The organism is Bartonella tribocorum CIP 105476, assembly GCF_000196435.1.
Lineage (GTDB): Bacteria > Pseudomonadota > Alphaproteobacteria > Rhizobiales > Rhizobiaceae > Bartonella > Bartonella tribocorum.
In genome coordinates this window covers 2,378,566-2,394,621 of sequence record NC_010161.1, presented here as the reverse complement: position 1 = coordinate 2,394,621, position 16,056 = coordinate 2,378,566, and the positions used below count along the sequence as shown (strand labels likewise).

Below are 16,056 nucleotides of genomic sequence, written 5' to 3'. Positions count from 1 at the left end.
AAAAGGTAAAGATTGATGGCAAAAGCAGTAACCTCAAGTAAAGGAGCAGAAAAGAGTGAAAAAAAGAAACCAGCTGCTCGTTCCGGTGTGAAAAAAGATGCTTCGAAATCTAAAGACGCTTCGAAATCTCAAGTGAATGTAAAGATTTCGTCTGCACCTGCGCGTAGTGCCGCTAAAGATACACCGGTGAAAAAAGAAGAGCGTGCAAAAGGCACTGTTGGTGAGATCAAGCAGGTTATTGGTGCTGTTGTTGATGTGCAATTTGAAGGGGCATTGCCAAATATTCTCAATGCTTTGGAAACAGAGAATTTAGGCAATCGCTTAGTGTTAGAAGTTGCGCAGCATTTGGGTGAAAATACGGTGCGTACGATTGCGATGGATACGACCGATGGTCTGATGCGGGGACAAAAGGTCGTGGATACAGGTGCACAAATTAGTGTTCCTGTAGGAGAAGCGACATTGGGGCGTATTATGAATGTGATTGGAGAACCCGTGGATAATGTGGGACCAATCGCTTCAACCAAAACGCGTTCTATTCACCAAGAGGCGCCTGAATATGTCGAACAATCAACTGTTTCAGAGATTCTTGTCACGGGTATTAAGGTTGTGGATTTGTTAGCCCCTTATTCTAAAGGGGGTAAAATTGGCTTGTTTGGTGGCGCTGGTGTTGGAAAAACTGTTCTCATTATGGAGCTTATCAACAATATTGCAAAAGCACATGGTGGCTATTCCGTCTTTGCTGGTGTGGGAGAACGGACACGTGAGGGAAATGATCTTTATTACGAAATGATCGAAAGCGGCGTGAATGTGAATCCAAAAGAGAATAATGGTTCAACAGAGGGGTCAAAATGTGCACTTGTTTACGGGCAAATGAATGAACCACCCGGAGCCCGTGCGCGTGTTGCTCTTTCAGGGTTAACCATTGCAGAAAGCTTCCGTGATGAAGGACAAGATGTTCTCTTCTTTGTGGATAATATTTTCCGTTTCACACAAGCAGGGGCTGAGGTGTCTGCTCTTTTAGGACGTATTCCTTCTGCTGTGGGGTATCAGCCTACTTTGGCAACGGATATGGGGGCTTTGCAAGAACGTATTACCAGTACAAAAATAGGTTCTATTACTTCCGTTCAGGCGATTTATGTTCCTGCCGATGACTTGACAGATCCGGCGCCGGCAACGTCTTTTGCCCATTTGGATGCAACAACCGTTCTTTCGCGCTCTATTGCGGAAAAGGGAATTTATCCAGCGGTTGATCCGCTTGATTCCTTCTCGCGTATGTTGGATCCATTAATTGTGGGGGAGGAGCATTATACGGTTGCTTGTCAAGTGCAAACCATTTTACAACGTTATAGAGCGCTTCAGGATATTATTGCTATTCTTGGAATGGATGAACTTTCTGAAGATGACAAATTGTTGGTGGGACGGGCGCGTAAAATTGAACGTTTCCTTTCGCAACCTTTCCATGTGGCGGAAGCCTTTACTGGTTCGCCGGGAAAACTTGTTTCTTTGGAAGATACAATCAAAGGCTTTAAAGGTCTTTGTGCGGGCGATTATGATGATTTGCCAGAAGCTGCTTTTTATATGGTTGGTTCGATTGATGAAGCCCTTGAAAAGGGAAAACGTCTCATGGCAGAGGCTTCTTAATCAGAAGCTTCTTACTTGAGGGGAAATCTGTCATGAATATTTGTCCTTGAAAAGGGCAAGTTGTTGCAAAGGATAAGGTGTTAAGGAGGGCGGAGAGTCCTTCTATCGGGTGTTGTGGAGACTTTTGTGGAAAACAATAGAGAAGAGCATTTTTTGTTTGAGCTTGTGTCGCCTGAAAAGATTGTGTTTTCAGAGCGGGTGGTGTCTGTTGTTCTTCCTTCAGCTTCAGGTTTTTTGACCGTTATGGCACATCATGCACCACTGGTGGCAGGCATTGTGTTGGGGAGTGTTCGTATTCGCACCGCTGCGGGAGAAAAGTTATTCGCTGTTTGCGGAGGGGTTGCAAATATTACCTTTTCAGGCTGCTCTTTATTGGTAGAGCATGCTGTGGCTGTTGAACATCTTTCTTTTGATGTATTAGAACAGCAGATTTTGCAGGTTCAAGCGACGTTAGAGGGGGGAACAAGTGATGAGGACAATCGTAAAATCGAGGCTTTTTTCCAGCAATTGTCATCTGATGGTTCTGTGTTGATAGAGGCGTAGCAAGGTATACAGGAAAAGGTGACATGAGCGGAAAAAAGAGTACGGTTGTGTCTGCCAAAAGGGGCGGAAAACCTTTTCCTCGTCCGGGTCGTGTTTTTGCGGGACCTTTACCAAAATGTTTTGTTTATATTTTTGCTTCTCTTATTTTGCAATGGGCTTATGGCTTAGGGGCCAATATTGTTCAGTCTAATATTGTCCATCTGACCGGTGATTTTCACGCAACTTTGACCGAGACAACATGGTTGGTCGCGGCTTATATGGCACCAAATGTCAGTGTGGCGATTATGTTGATCAAGATCCGCTATCAATTTGGATTGCGTGCTTTTGCTGAACTGTCAATCCTTGGCTTTGTTTTGGTTTGTGCGTTGCAGCTCTTTGTGACTGATTTGCGTTCGGCACTGATTATTCGTTTTTTTGCTGGGATTGCGGCTGCACCTTTGGCTTCGCTGGCACTGCTTTATATGATGGAGGCTTTTGCTCCAGCAAAGAAGTTTACTGTTGGTCTTAGTTTGAATTATATGAATGCGGCTTTAGCGGCACCTTTATCCCGTTTGATTTCTCCTGATTTGCTGGAAAATGGTGGCTTTTCCAGTCTTTCTGCTCTAGAAATGGGGTTGGTTCTCATCAGTTTGGTTTGTATCTATACTTTGCCTCTAACACCTGTTGTCCGTAGTAAGGTTATTCAAAAGTTAGATTGGATAAGCTATGGTTTGATTGCTCTGGGGTTGGGGCTTAATGCCGTGATTATGTCTGTTGGCATATTGTATTGGTGGTATGAAGCGCCATGGATTGGTTGGGGGCTCGCACTTGCTATTTTCTCTTTGGCTGTTGCTATTATGATTGAGCTTAATAGAGAAAAACCGTTGATTGATCTGCGTTGGATTTTCAGTAAAGAAATGATTCAATCTGTTTTTATTTTATTGATTTTTCATGTTTTCTTGTTGGAGCGATCCAATTTGCCCGTCGGTTTTTTTAATCTTTTTGGTTTGCTTAATCGTGAGATGGCACCTATGTATTTTGCGGTGACATTGGGAACCCTATTAGGGGGAGCTGTTTGTGTCTTTTTTTTACGGGCGGGGCGTGAGGATTATTTTTATTTGTTATCTTTGGGTTGCTTGGCACTTGGTGCTTATTTAGATAGTCGTGTCAATTATTTAACGCGTCCGCAAGATATGATGTTGAGCCAAGGATTGGTGAGTTTTAGTTATGCACTTTTTTTGCCTCCTGCTCTTTTCAAAGGGTTTGCGATCGCTGGTGAGCGAGGTCCGCGTTATGTTTTGAGCTTTATTGCTGTTTTTTTACTAACGCAAGTCACTGGGGGATTGATGGGATCGGCTTTTTTTGGCACCCTACAGTTTTATTTTGCCCATAAGAACTTTGAGTCCTTAACACAAAATATTGTTGTGACGGATCCGCTTATTTCTGGTGAGATGAATACCTTATTTTCGCCTTCTTATGGTGCTTCTGTTCCCCATGGTTTTGGGAGTGAGCAGGGTACTTCTCTCTTGATAGAGAAATTTAAGTTAACAGCAAATATTTTTGCTTATGATGACGTTTTTCGGCTTTATTTTTATATTTCAATGGTTGTATTCGTTGTTTTTCTTATCACAATGGTTGTTAAGTCATGCTCTTTGCGTGCATTAGAAAAAAAGTGATGTCATAGAAGAGGGGTGCAAAAAATGATAAAAGCGTTACGGTCAAAAGCGACGATTGTTGCATTCCTGTCGGGTATTACGGGTGTTTTGCTGATTTTGTGGGCTTGGAGACTTCCTCCTTTTGTGAGTAACATTCAAATAACGGATAATGCTTCCATTAAGGGTAATGTTACTTTGGTTAGTTCACAGATCTCTGGGGTGATCGCACGGATTTATGTGCAAGATTATCAACGCGTCGAAAAGGGAATGCTGCTCTTTGAGCTTGATGATTCTCTTTTTCGTCAGCAGCTTGCACGCGCACAGGCTGTTCTCGATTCAAAAAATGCAAAATTAGCCAGTATTGAATTGCAAGCTCAGATTTTACAGGGAGAAGTTAATGCTGCAGAAGCAGAATTAGCGCGCTCACGCGCATTTTCCAATGTTGTTCCTGATAGTAAAAAGTTAGGCTTTAGTGATGCAGCACATTCTGTTTCTCGTCCTCTTTCACAACTTTTGGCGGCACTGGAAACAAAACGACAATTGCAAAGACAATTAAATCTTGAACGGCAAAGTTTGCAGTCAGAAGTTGCGGGAGCAAAGGTGAGTGTTGAGTTGGCAAAACTTAATCTCGATCATACAAAGATTTTATCGCCTCGAACAGGCTATATTGGATTGGTTGGCGCTAGGGTAGGGCAATATGTTATGCCGGGGACGCAATTGGTCTCTGTTATTTCTGATGATATTTGGATTATTGCTAATTATAAAGAAACGCAACTTTCTCAGATGCGTGTGGGACAACCGGTTGTTTTTTCTGTTGATGCATTGAACAACAAAAAGTTAACAGGGCGTGTGGTTCGTTTTGCTCCAGCAACAGGCTCAGAGTTTTCATTGTTAAAAACGGATACGACAATTGGTAATTTTATCAAAATTGCACAACGTATTTCAGTACGGATTGCTTTAGATCCTGGTCAGGAAGGGATTGAAAAGCTCATTCCTGGGATGTCTGTGGTTACGTATGTGGATACTTCGCAGCAGGTCGATTCTGGAGGGTAAAATTTTGGGTTTTTTGAGTTTAATTTTTATACCATTTGCTTATAGCAAGTGGGCGTTCACTTTAGAAGATTTCGTTTGGTTTGTTATGATCCATCTCTTAAAGTTGTTAAAATTCTCATTTGTCATGATGTAAAATAATGTTCTAAAGAACATTAAAGCGCATGCCTCTTTAATCACTTCCATTTTTTTGAAAGAATTCAATAGAAGAAGGATTGATAAGGTCTTGCTATAGTTCCTCGCAACAGCGTTCTTTGAGGCGTGGGGGTGTGAGGCGCCATGCGTGGAAAGAGAATGCACGTGTTTATGAAAAGCTGGATGTTGACAGACTAGTGGCTGCGAGGGGTATTGAAGCAATATTGAGGGTAGAGTTTGCTTGTCGTTTCTCATAACGGCGTTTTTTGAGATATGGTGTTATGATTGCAATGTGTGACAGTGATCCCACTCGATGAAAAGCTGGATGATAAATTGATGGGATAGAAAATTTATTCTTTGGAGGGATTGGAAGGGGAGGGATTGGAGGGCGTAAAGTTAAGAGGAAAATTATAAGTATTGTGCTTTATCAGTGATGAAAAAATGCCCGCTTTAAGTCGGGCATTAAAAGGGGGGAAGATTGTTGGTGTTAGTAATTTTTGCGGATCAGCAAGAAGCTTGCCAAAACGACTCCAGCAGCTAATGCGAGGGTTTTTTTAGGGTTTTCTTTCGCTTTTTTCTTTAATTCTGTTGCATGTTCGTTGAGGTGGTAAAGTGCGTGACGCCCCTTTTGTTTCCATGTGTTAAACAGCTCAGAAATGTTTTCAAAGCTATCATTTCGAGAACTCCAATGATTTACGGGGACCAGCTCTCTTTTTACCAGCTCTCTTTTTAATTGTGCAATACGTTTTCTAATTTTAGCATTTTTAGCATTGGTTGAAAATAGACGCATTTGTTGACTCCTTCATGTGTTAAATTGTGTGCATGATCGTTGGAATTGTGTTTGGGGTTTTGCTATAACGGCTTAAAAATTGAAAGGTTGCATTGATGATGCGACGTGGGGCGGATTGTGTTGCTTGGGGGTGAGGTGAAAATTAAGCGTTTGGGTTTAATGAGGCATTTCTTAAATATGCTTGCGTTCATTTCATGATGGGGGGTGTAAAGGGTATAAGGTACAATCTCCTGCAAAAGATAATTTCTTCGTCAAGGCTATCAAGCTCGTTGCGCATTCCCATCTTTATTTCATCAAGGTATCAAGCTGGTCGTTTTATTTTCTTATCCTTGTTTCAAAGTTTGGAGACAGTTCCTCAAGCATTTTTACTTTTTTTCGTTTTTATCTCCATGGTTGCTTGCGGTGTGTAAGGGACATGGCTTTGATTGATGATGAACAGATTTGAAATGAGAGAAGCTTAAGATGTTTTGGTTTTTCAGCAAATTTGTAAAATAAATGATTATAAATCAATATGTTATTTTAATTTGATGGTATGTTCCGTGTGTTTTTTAACATTTTTAAAAATTGTACTTTGATAAGCGTTATCTGTTGTGTTGTAAAATATTGTTCTTCGATGACGTTGATGTAAGGTATAGGTGTAAAAATACAGTCTTGTCTCTGTCTGATTTTAGTTTCTTTTTGAAGCAACTAAGTGTAAAAGTGTGAATGAGAACAGGAGTGGTGGGACTTTATCCGGGGCATCTGTGAAATGAATCTCTCTTATGAGCTGAATTGCATCAGGGGGTAACAGGTGAAGCTTAAAGTAATCTGTTAAGATTGGTGGGTGGTGTTATTTTCGTTTTCGTCTTTTGAGGCGTGGAGGAGGTCGATGTAAATGATGGTTGAGAGTGCAGGTTTTAAAAATTTGAGGACTTGATGAACGCGACCTATTATTTGTCCAAACCTCTTGAACGCCGTCGCTCTGTTGGTGTTGCGGTTGGTGATGTTATGGTTGGGGGACAGAACCCAGTCGTTGTGCAGTCAATGACCAATACAGATACCGCTGATGTTGATGCGACCGTTTCTCAAGTGGCTGCTCTTTGGCAAGCGGGTTCACAATTGGTTCGGATTACTGTTGATCGTGATGAAGCAGCAGCAGCTGTACCAAAAATACGGGAACGATTGGAAAGATTAGGTTTTTCTATCCCATTGGTTGGGGATTTTCATTATATTGGCCATAAGCTTTTATCAGAGCATCCAGCGTGTGCTGAGGCACTTGCAAAATATCGCATCAATCCTGGAAATGTAGGTTTTGGCGCAAAAAAAGATCGTCAATTTGCAGAAATTATTGAGATTGCTTCTCGGTATCATAAACCTATTCGCATTGGCGTGAATTGGGGGTCGCTTGATAACGCGTTGTTGACGCAGCTTATGAATGAAAATGCACAGCAAGAAAATCCCTTATCGGTGGCTGAAGTGATGCGAGAAACTGTTGTGCAGTCGGCTTTGCTTTCGGCGGCTTTAGCAGAAGAGTTGGGGTTGGGACGGGATAAAATTATTCTTTCTGCTAAAGTGAGTGATGTTCAAGATCTCATTGCTGTCTATACCACCTTGGCAGAACGTTGTGATTATGCTCTTCATTTGGGATTAACGGAAGCAGGGATGGGGACAAAGGGGGTTGTGGCCTCTTCGGTGGCTTTGGGCATTTTATTACAGCAAGGGATTGGCGATACGATACGAATTTCATTAACGCCTGAACCTGGTGGTGATCGAACACGAGAAGTAAAAGTGGGGCAGGAACTTTTACAAGTGATGGGATTTCGGCAATTTCTCCCCGTGGTTGCAGCTTGCCCTGGATGTGGGCGTACAACTTCAACGGTCTTTCAGCAATTGGCGCAAAAAATTGAAGCGGATTTACACAAAAATATGCCCGTTTGGCGTGAAAAATATCCTGGGGTTGAAAGTTTGAAGGTGGCTGTGATGGGATGTATCGTCAATGGACCGGGGGAATCAAAACATGCGGATATTGGAATTTCATTGCCTGGTGTGGGGGAATCTCCAGCGGCACCTGTTTTTATTGAAGGACAAAAGGTAAAAACTTTGCGTGGTGATCACATTGCTGAAGAATTCGAAGGGATTTTGAGTGATTATATTCATAAACGCTTTGGGCAGGGTTAAACAATGACACAAGGTTGAAGTAAAGAGCTTGCGTTGTTTTAAAGAAAGGTCTCTTAAGGCACCCATTTATCAATAGCGTTTATGAAATGCTATAATGGTAAAGTTCTCGTGAAGTGTATAAAACTTATAGAACACCTTTTAAGTTTAATAAAAGAGCGCAAACCGGCAGTATCACGTACTTAGTATCACGCACGTGGGAGTCTGTTTCCATATAGTTCTTAATACTTGAGACGGACCATAAGAGGCATTTTTGCTCCACACTTTAACTATTTTTTATTCCCTATGGGATTATTTTATTCCACGTGGGCTCTCCCGCTTGTGACGTGGAAAATGTGGCGTGTAAAAGATTTTGATGCAACATAAACAGCTTTAGAATGAAAGAATCTTACAATATTCAGGATGCTCATTCGATATGCAAAACAATGAATAATTTTTGTAAATATTGTTATGTGCTGCTTTGGCTACGGTGAAAGTTATTGGACCACTTATGATCTCAAGAAAAACCAGCCGTTATGCATGCTATGAATCAAAAGCCTATGATCGATATCGATGCGTTTGAGTTTTTTGAGAATATTAAGCAAAACTCTATGAATAGTTTGATAGATCCATAAATATTGTTGCTGGTTCTTTGGCGATTCTTGAAGCAGTGAGATATTTGACGAATTTTGAAAAATGTCCAATTATAGAAAAAACATGTTTCATTCATTCTTCCGTCATTTTCGAGCATTTTCCGGATATCAAATTGATAGGACTGGAGATCTGTACGGTGGTTATGGCTTCATTTGTTGTAAAATGTAAGCTTTTATATTGATCTAAAATGATGTATAGGGGTACCTTTTTTGGGCGTTATTGGGGGAATGCATGACAAGTATATTAGCCTTTGGCTTTTTATTTAACGGTATAAGAATTTTAACAGGCGCTTTTATTGTCTTTTATATGCTGGAGAAAGGCTTAACGCTTATTGATATCGGGATCATTAAGTCATTTCAGGCTTTTATTATGATGGTTACCGATATTCCTCTGGGATATTTTGCTGATCGAAAAAGTTATAAAATATCAATCGTCTTGGCGGCGGCTTTTGCTGCCACATGGCTCTTTCTCATGGGCGTTTCTACAAGCTTTTATGGTTTTCTTTTGGCAGAAGCTTTTAATGCCTTATCGCTGACATTGATTGCGGGAGCTTATAATGCTTTACTTGTGCAATATGCAAAAGCAAAATTGACATCGACTAAAAAGGTGCTGGGATCAAGTTCTCAATATAATTACATTGGCATGTTTATATTTAGTTTGATTGGCGCCTATTTTGCTGATTATTCAAGCCAATATATATGGTATAGCGCGGCATTTTTAATGTTGATGACAACACTCTTTGGTTTGTTTTTTCTTGATGACCTCAAAGGACAGAGAAAACCAAGTCAAATAAATTCTCTTCAGAAAAATTCTCTCATTTGTGAAGCTAAAGAGATGGTCTCTATTTTTGTTAAAGTTCCTTATATCTCTTTATGCTTTTATTTTTCATTGATTTTTTTCAATATATTTTCGCAATATTGGCAGTGGATCTTTAAAGATCATCATATTTATGTCACTTATTTTGATCTTGGTGTGACATTTTCACTGATTTTGCTCTCGCAGCTTCTGGCTAGTTTTCTCTTTACAAAACTCAGTGAGACAATAAATTTTGTTTTATTGCTATTTTTTTCAGTTTCCATGATTTTTACAGTCGCTTTTTTTGAACCAAGAAAAGAAATTGCTGTCATTTTAGTCTGTATGATTTTTTATCTCATTAAGTATACCTATCTTCGTGTGGAAGTTGTTTTGCATGATCGTATTAGCGATCATTTTAGGGCTACATACGAGTCTTTCTTGTCAACCGTTGGAAGATTGAGCTTATTGGTATTTTTTTACATGAGTGCGTCTATGGTTAATGTGTTTGGCTTTTTCTCACTCGTTTATATTTTTGCCGTTTATTTATTGATTTATTTGTTAGCAGTATTTTTCTTAGAAGGAACGCGCAAAAAAGTTCAGTGAGCATCGTAACTCATTATGATACGTGTATTTTATGGCGTGTTATAGCGCGTCAAGTTTTTGATTGAGTCTCATTATTGTTTTGCATGTTGAATGAGAAAGTAGAAAATTGTTCGTTCTTCTTAGTGCAAATCTATGTCTGTTCAATCAATCAAAATCATGTCTTTTGCACTTTACAAATAGGCGTGATTTGAAAATCATTTAAAAAAAGAAATTGCTTCTTATGAACATTGTGCAAAGAGTTTCTGACAAGATTGGAAAGGAGCAAAGAAAATAATTGTTCCGGATTATGACCTTATTAAAGGAATGGTGGTGGTACGCATTCAGTCAATGGGATAGTATATAAAATGTTCTTATTCTCACTTGTTCTTTGCTGGCAATATCTTGCTAAACTGTGCTCATTCAGTGGTAAAAAATTCATAGCTTGTTCAAATAGATGCCCTGTTGATCGATTTTATTGTTGGTATCGTTAGCGGATATCCTTTCCTTTAAAATATGAATCATCTTGTTGAGATTACGACATCTTTCATTCTCATTTTTTATTTTTGGTGGCGGTGATCGTTCTGTATTGTTTGATGTCATAAAATATTCTCATCCAGATAATAAACCTATTTATGGAGATTTTGAACGATATCTTTTCTTTGAGAAGAAATAAAATCAAGTGCGGCAATATTGTTGTGTAAAATTTGCTTCACATAAGCCACAAGAAAACAGGACAGATTAATATATTTGATAGGAATCAATGACGCTCAAAAAATTATGGTTATTAAAAGGTTAAAGCGATGAAGTTGTTATCCGTAACGCGTGTTGTAACATTTGTAATTCTTTTTTCTGTCTCTGTATTATTGGGATGTACGCGCGTAGAGAGTCTAGAGCAGTACGATAAACTTTACGAAAAATATATCAGTGAAAATTACGGCGCTTTTGAACATCTTCAAAAGCAGGAACAAGCAAAAAAATTTGTATACAGCCATGGCTATCAGAATATCGTACCAAAATTTGACGTTATACAGCATCGTCACATCTTGATTGTTTTATGTGGACGTTTTGTTAATTTATTGCGTGGTGATTATAATGAATGGATATCAGCAGACATGTTACTCAATGTCATAAGCAGTTTGCGTAATGATTATAACTGGAGAGAAAGCGATTTTATCTGGGCTTATAATATGTCTATGAACTCTACGGACCCCATGATTGATTACGCGAAAAAATTTCTTAATTCTTCAAGTGAAAATGGCACGAGTTTCAAAACACAAATGATTGATCTCGTGTCGCGTATGAGAACCGGTAATGATGAAAATGTTAAACAAATAGCGCGTTTTTGCATAGAGCTCCGCACGATATATGACATGATGCATCCAAGAGGAATTTCTAAATAACAGTGAGCGAGCAAAGATATTCAATGACTATGGTATGATTGGGGCTATGGTACAATCGATTATCGTAGTATTTTCTTGGTCTTGTTGTATGTTTTTACATTCAGGTTATCTTCTAATGGTCATATTTTCCAGCTTTGGCAAGGGGCATAGGCTTCGTTATCATGATGCTCTTTATCTTTATGAGAAAATTTCACTTTAAAGAAGCAATTTATTCTGGTTTGAAAAAAGTCCTTATAATTATCCTATTATTATGCCGTAAAAATACTGTCGTTTGGGGTGTGGTGATGGGAAGAGATTTAAAATTTTACACATTCGGTATTACGTGGGTGGTGAATTCTCAAGTCTTGTTTGTTGAGTTTTTATGTCAGTGAACCATACAACAGCCATAAGCGCCCGCTTTAAGAATCCAGATTGTTTACAAATTGGCATTGGCAGGGATCTCCTAGTTTTTTTTAAATGTGGGGCGGAGATCAAATGGCGTTATTCTATAGTATAATAAGGATTGCTCTTTTTTCCATAAGAATCATTCTCTGTTTAATTTTTTGATGCCATGAATTGAATAAATACGATAAAAAGCGTGACAAATTAAAAGACGACAGTGATGATTATTAAACTGGAGTTATTCCATATTTTGTAAAAGTGGTTCTATTTTTCGAAAGAGAAAACCGGCATCAATTCCTTACTTCCCAATAGTTTTGCGACAGCTCTTGGCATTTAAGACAGCTCATCAGAGGCATTTTGCTCCCTTTCTTGTACAGCTTTTATCCATAGGCTGCTCTGGCTTATGACGACAGGCAAGAGAGTTTAATGGATTCAATGTGAGAGAGTATGTGATGAGAAAAATTTAAGATATTCAACGCTATGTTTCAAATTAATATTATAAATCAATGCGTTGAATGCTTATTTCTTAACGTTTTTTTGTTCTTTAGGCATGCTTCATGCAAAATAGGATATCCATAATGCGCTTTTTTATAACTTCATGTGCTTGTTTTAATGCAATCCTTATTAAGGCTTGTCACATCCATTTAATGAGGGGCATTTAATGATGAGACCAATAATATACTGCGGATCAATGATAAGGTTTTTTGAAAAATTTATTGTACACTTAACAAAGAGAATGGTGGATGATATGGACAATAGGGTGGAATGTAAGAGCGGATGACGTTAATGTTTGCGTGTTGCACTAAAGCGCGCGGCTTGTTGGAGGGGGAGTGCTTTCGCATCATCAAAAGGGTATAAGAGGGCTTCTGCTTTTGTGAGGAGTGCCTCTCGCTTCTTTTGGGTTTCTTCAATGCCATAAAGACGAACAAAAGTTGCCTTTTGTGCCGTTTCATCTTTCCCTGCGGTTTTGCCTAGGGTTTGCGTGTTGGCGGTGACATCAAGAAGATCATCGGTTAATTGAAAGGCTAAACCAAGATAGCTTCCAAAAGCTGTCAATTTTGTCAATAATTCTTGGGAGGCATTGCCAATGATGGCGCCTGCTTGGCAAGCAAAACTTATTAAGGCGGCTGTTTTCATGCGTTGTAGGGTGATGATATCAGTGTTTTCTTGCGGTTTTTTTTCAGCTTCAAGATCTAACATTTGTCCCCCTAGCATACCACCAAGCCCAGCTGATTGTGCAAGAGCTGTGATCAATTTTATTCTTGTATCTGTAGACAGTGTGTTCGCTTTATGGGCAATGATTTCAAAGGCAAATGTCAAGAGGGCATTGCCTGCTAGAATTGCTGTTGCTTCATCAAATTCTACGTGGACAGTAGGTTTTCCGCGCCGAAGTATATCGTTATCCATGGCTGGAAGATCATCGTGAATGAGCGAATAACAATGAACACATTCTAAGGCACATGCAACATCAAGAGAATGCTCTACAGGGATATCAAAAAGTGCAGCACTTTGAATTACAAGAAAAGGACGCAGGCGTTTCCCACCGTTCAGCACCCCATAGCGCATGGCTTTGATTAAATTTTCAGGGCGTGAAATTTCACCATTTTGGATGTGATCACTTAACAGAGTGCTCAGTCGACTTTCAACGGTGTGGCCATGTTTTGCAAGAAGAGTGGTAAATTCGTGCATTCTTGCTTCCTTTGTTTTTACAAAAATAAAATGATGAGGTTCAAAGAGAGAAGCTGTTGCTTTTTCTTATTTTCATCAATTGGCGTAGGTTTTTATTAAAAATCAGCTTCTCTTTATTATGCATCTCTCTACTGTATGCGAAAATTCCTTTTAATGCCAAATAAAAAATTAAATATTCGTCCTATGAAAATGTTTTCGTTGGGGTATAAAACTCATAAATTTTTCGGTAATTTTGATATTCACTTAGATTGTAATACCCTTTTTGATAAAAGGAAGGTCATTTTTGAGAAGAGGAGGAGCATTTTGACATTGCCTCTTCTTCTTTATCAGTGTATAGTGCCCCCAAATTTTATGGTGTTTTTAAATAAAGCATTGTCATTTTGGGCATTGCTTTTTCTGTTTTAGTGGATTTGGAGTGTCTTTTTATGGCTGTACCTAAACGAAAAACCTCTCCAGCGAAGAGGGGCATGCGCCGTTCGGCTGATGCTCTGAAGGCGCCGACTTATATCGAGGATAAAAATTCTGGTGAATTGCGTCGCCCTCATCACATTGATCTGAAAACCGGAATGTACCGTGGGCGTTCCGTTCTCGTGGTTAAGGATTGAGCATTTTATCTCTCTTTTAGAAGCGCGGCATGCGCCGTTTGGCTGATGCTCTGAAGGCGCTGGCTTATATCGAGGATAAAAATTCTGGTGAGTTGCGTTGCCCTCATGCCATTGATTTGAAAACCGGAATGTACCGTGGGCGTTCCGTTCTCGTGGTTAAGACTTTAGCATTTTATCTCTCTTTTGAGAAGTGCGCCATGCGCCGTTTGGCTGATGCTCTGAAGGCGCTGGCTTATATCGAGGATAAAAATTCTGGTGAGTTGCGTTGCCCTCATGCCATTGATCTGAAAACCGGAATGTACCGTGGGCGTTCCGTTCTCGTGGTTAAGACTTTAGCATTTTATCTCTCTTTTAGAAGCGCGGCATGCGCCGTTCGGCTGATGCTCTGAAGGCGCTGGCTTATATCGAGGATAAAAATTCTGGTGAATTGCGTCGCCCTCATGCCATTGATCTGAAAACCGGAATGTACCGTGGGCGTTCCGTTCTCGTGGTTAAGACTTTAGCGTTTTATTTTTCTTCTGCGAGGGAAATTCCTTGTGATTCATCGGTATGTATGGGGTGCGTGTGTTTTCTGCTATTTCCTTGAATAGAGGAGGTAAGGTTTTTTACTTTAAAACAATGATTCTATTGTGAGGGATGATTTTCTTGTTTTCTTGAGAGGCGATCGAATTGCTTGTGTGCAGAGTTTTTTATAATGGTTTCGTCAAGAGTTTGGATATCAATATAAGTTTGTTCAGTTATGGAATCATTTTTCTTAAAAATATTTTTAAAGAGTTGTTTTCTAGGGAAGGTAAAAGGAAAGCATAAAAATAATCAATGCTGTCATAAGATGTAAAACTATATATCCTATCTGTATCGCATTTTATTCTATGTTTTAAGGGTCTATATTTCTTGCTCTATGAGATCGTAAAATATCGTCATTGAGGGGCATTGATTCAAGATTTTAAGCATGAGGTGTTTCTGTTGAGAATGTATGATGAATAGCCAATGGTTTATTCATACAAGTTTATAGGGTCATATGCATTTCTCAATAAAAGAATTGTGATTTATATCCACACAGCATCGATTTATAAAGATCATTTATTGTTTTGCGTCTTAAATGAAAGGCTTCGATTTTTTCATTTCAAATTTGTTCCATGCTGAATCAATGACAACTATTTGCTTACACGTTATAAACGAGGATAGCATATAGGTAAAAAGTGTATAAGAAAAATACCTATAATGGATAGTCTTAAATGTAAGGGGTATTAAAACATTGAGGGCTTAATGGTTGTTGGTCCCTTATAAGAAGAAAAAAGAAAACTATTGTAAGACAGTAGGGGGTTGTTTAATAGCCTTTAGTGTTTATCGATGATAAAGGCGAATGAAATTTTTATGAGAATTATGCTTTTTTTTCGTATTTTTGAGCTAAGATCTGTTCAGATAGCACGATCAATTTGACCTTATGCCTATGGCACAAAGGATATGGACGAACGTTTGTTACGATAAGCACACGAAAAGCCAATTGTATCATTGTTTTTTACAGAGTATTTGATCAAAAGCTAGAATATCTCTCTCATTCATTGCTGGTAGGGTTGTAACCTTATGACGTTGTTTTCCTCAGAGAACGTGTACTTTTTCTATTGCTTGTAAATCAGCATCCAGTTCTAACGCTGTAGTTATGTGTGAGAAAAAGGTGGCAAGCGTGAGATAAAGATTGAAACGGATAAGGGCTGCTGTATTAGCTTTTGTATGCTAAATCGGGGCCGGGGTATTTGTGTATTTCTGTTTGTGTTTTCAAGAGACATCTCTCAAAGAACACCCAATCCGATTTCACGGTGGTGCCTGTGAATGGTAAACGATAAAGCCCCCATGAAATAATATAGCACTACCATCTTTACGTTTATGAAGTAACAAGCCAGCACCGTCATTATATTTGCCAGCTCGTGGGTGTTGCGGCAGCTCTTGGCACTTGAGAGCGTTCATAAGATCCATTTTTAGTCCTTTATTATACAAATTTTACCCACACGCCAGCCTCGCTTATG

12 protein-coding genes and 2 pseudogenes are annotated in these 16,056 nt (G+C 39.3%); 11 read left to right on the top strand and 3 right to left on the bottom strand.

Annotation, left to right across the window (positions count from 1 at the left end):
• The first annotated feature begins 15 nt into the window (after positions 1-15).
• The 4 genes from atpD (at position 16) to BTR_RS10845 (ending at position 4,871) form a co-directional block, all read left to right on the top strand.
• Positions 16-1,641, top strand: coding sequence for a F0F1 ATP synthase subunit beta (gene atpD, locus BTR_RS10860; protein ID WP_012232483.1), 1,626 nt, complete (start codon positions 16-18; stop codon positions 1,639-1,641).
• 126 nt (positions 1,642-1,767) lie between these two features.
• Entirely contained in the window at positions 1,768-2,184 is a 417-nt protein-coding gene (gene atpC, locus BTR_RS10855; RefSeq protein WP_012232482.1) for an ATP synthase F1 subunit epsilon, read from the top strand.
• Positions 2,185-2,207: 23 nt separating this feature from the next.
• Positions 2,208-3,839, top strand: a complete 1,632-nt coding sequence (locus BTR_RS10850; protein WP_012232481.1) for an MFS transporter — start codon at positions 2,208-2,210, stop codon at positions 3,837-3,839.
• Between the two features lie 24 nt (positions 3,840-3,863).
• Positions 3,864-4,871 (top strand): HlyD family secretion protein, encoded by a 1,008-nt coding sequence (locus BTR_RS10845; protein WP_012232480.1) that lies wholly within the window; start codon positions 3,864-3,866, stop codon positions 4,869-4,871.
• A 619-nt stretch (positions 4,872-5,490) separates the two neighbouring features.
• Here the strand turns inward: BTR_RS10845 and BTR_RS10840 are convergent.
• Positions 5,491-5,793, bottom strand: coding sequence for a hypothetical protein (locus BTR_RS10840; protein ID WP_012232479.1), 303 nt, complete (start codon positions 5,791-5,793; stop codon positions 5,491-5,493).
• Between the two features lie 915 nt (positions 5,794-6,708).
• Here BTR_RS10840 and ispG point away from each other — a divergent pair.
• The 3 genes from ispG (at position 6,709) to BTR_RS10820 (ending at position 11,357) form a co-directional block, all read left to right on the top strand.
• Positions 6,709-7,950 (top strand): flavodoxin-dependent (E)-4-hydroxy-3-methylbut-2-enyl-diphosphate synthase, encoded by a 1,242-nt coding sequence (ispG, locus tag BTR_RS10830; RefSeq protein ID WP_012232478.1) that lies wholly within the window; start codon positions 6,709-6,711, stop codon positions 7,948-7,950.
• 861 nt (positions 7,951-8,811) lie between these two features.
• Entirely contained in the window at positions 8,812-9,978 is a 1,167-nt protein-coding gene (locus BTR_RS10825) for an MFS transporter (RefSeq protein WP_012232477.1), read from the top strand.
• 779 nt (positions 9,979-10,757) lie between these two features.
• Positions 10,758-11,357 carry a hypothetical protein gene (locus tag BTR_RS10820; RefSeq protein WP_012232476.1) on the top strand — a complete coding sequence of 200 codons (600 nt, stop codon included), beginning with the start codon at positions 10,758-10,760 and terminating at the stop codon, positions 11,355-11,357.
• 1,164 nt (positions 11,358-12,521) lie between these two features.
• On the opposite strand, the gene BTR_RS10810 is transcribed toward BTR_RS10820, so the two are convergent.
• Positions 12,522-13,427: a polyprenyl synthetase family protein gene (locus BTR_RS10810; RefSeq protein WP_012232475.1), complete on the bottom strand. Its 906-nt coding sequence runs from the start codon at positions 13,425-13,427 to the stop codon at positions 12,522-12,524.
• 425 nt (positions 13,428-13,852) lie between these two features.
• Between BTR_RS10810 and rpmF (BTR_RS10805) the strand changes: the two genes are divergently transcribed.
• The 4 genes and pseudogenes from rpmF (BTR_RS10805) to rpmF (BTR_RS10795) all read left to right on the top strand — a co-directional run.
• Entirely contained in the window at positions 13,853-14,032 is a 180-nt protein-coding gene (gene rpmF / locus BTR_RS10805; RefSeq protein ID WP_005774555.1) for a 50S ribosomal protein L32, read from the top strand.
• A gap of 29 nt (positions 14,033-14,061) precedes the next feature.
• Positions 14,062-14,193 (top strand): annotated as a pseudogene (gene rpmF, locus BTR_RS12085) (50S ribosomal protein L32); the annotation flags it as partial.
• A 36-nt stretch (positions 14,194-14,229) separates the two neighbouring features.
• Complete coding sequence (gene rpmF / locus BTR_RS12025; protein WP_049776898.1) at positions 14,230-14,421, top strand: 50S ribosomal protein L32; 192 nt, start codon at positions 14,230-14,232, stop codon at positions 14,419-14,421.
• A pseudogene (rpmF, locus tag BTR_RS10795) lies at positions 14,397-14,528 on the top strand (50S ribosomal protein L32); the annotation flags it as partial. The gene rpmF (BTR_RS12025) and the pseudogene rpmF (BTR_RS10795), both read left to right, overlap by 25 nt.
• A gap of 1,316 nt (positions 14,529-15,844) precedes the next feature.
• Here the strand turns inward: rpmF (BTR_RS10795) and BTR_RS10790 are convergent.
• Positions 15,845-16,006 (bottom strand): integrase, encoded by a 162-nt coding sequence (locus BTR_RS10790; protein WP_081458171.1) that lies wholly within the window; start codon positions 16,004-16,006, stop codon positions 15,845-15,847.
• Positions 16,007-16,056 lie beyond the last annotated feature (50 nt).

What these genes read in the sequence shown, in the direction of transcription:
- BTR_RS10790 (WP_081458171.1), bottom strand. Translation starts at nt 16,006, where the DNA reads ATGGATCTTATGAACGCTCTCAAGTGCCAAGAGCTGCCGCAACACCCA.
- BTR_RS10845 (WP_012232480.1), top strand. Translation starts at nt 3,864, where the DNA reads ATGATAAAAGCGTTACGGTCAAAAGCGACGATTGTTGCATTCCTGTCG.
- ispG (WP_012232478.1), top strand. Translation starts at nt 6,709, where the DNA reads ATGAACGCGACCTATTATTTGTCCAAACCTCTTGAACGCCGTCGCTCT.
- BTR_RS10840 (WP_012232479.1), bottom strand. Translation starts at nt 5,793, where the DNA reads ATGCGTCTATTTTCAACCAATGCTAAAAATGCTAAAATTAGAAAACGT.
- BTR_RS10850 (WP_012232481.1), top strand. Translation starts at nt 2,208, where the DNA reads ATGAGCGGAAAAAAGAGTACGGTTGTGTCTGCCAAAAGGGGCGGAAAA.
- rpmF (WP_049776898.1), top strand. Translation starts at nt 14,230, where the DNA reads ATGCGCCGTTTGGCTGATGCTCTGAAGGCGCTGGCTTATATCGAGGAT.
- atpD (WP_012232483.1), top strand. Translation starts at nt 16, where the DNA reads ATGGCAAAAGCAGTAACCTCAAGTAAAGGAGCAGAAAAGAGTGAAAAA.
- rpmF (WP_005774555.1), top strand. Translation starts at nt 13,853, where the DNA reads ATGGCTGTACCTAAACGAAAAACCTCTCCAGCGAAGAGGGGCATGCGC.
- BTR_RS10820 (WP_012232476.1), top strand. Translation starts at nt 10,758, where the DNA reads ATGAAGTTGTTATCCGTAACGCGTGTTGTAACATTTGTAATTCTTTTT.
- BTR_RS10810 (WP_012232475.1), bottom strand. Translation starts at nt 13,427, where the DNA reads ATGCACGAATTTACCACTCTTCTTGCAAAACATGGCCACACCGTTGAA.
- BTR_RS10825 (WP_012232477.1), top strand. Translation starts at nt 8,812, where the DNA reads ATGACAAGTATATTAGCCTTTGGCTTTTTATTTAACGGTATAAGAATT.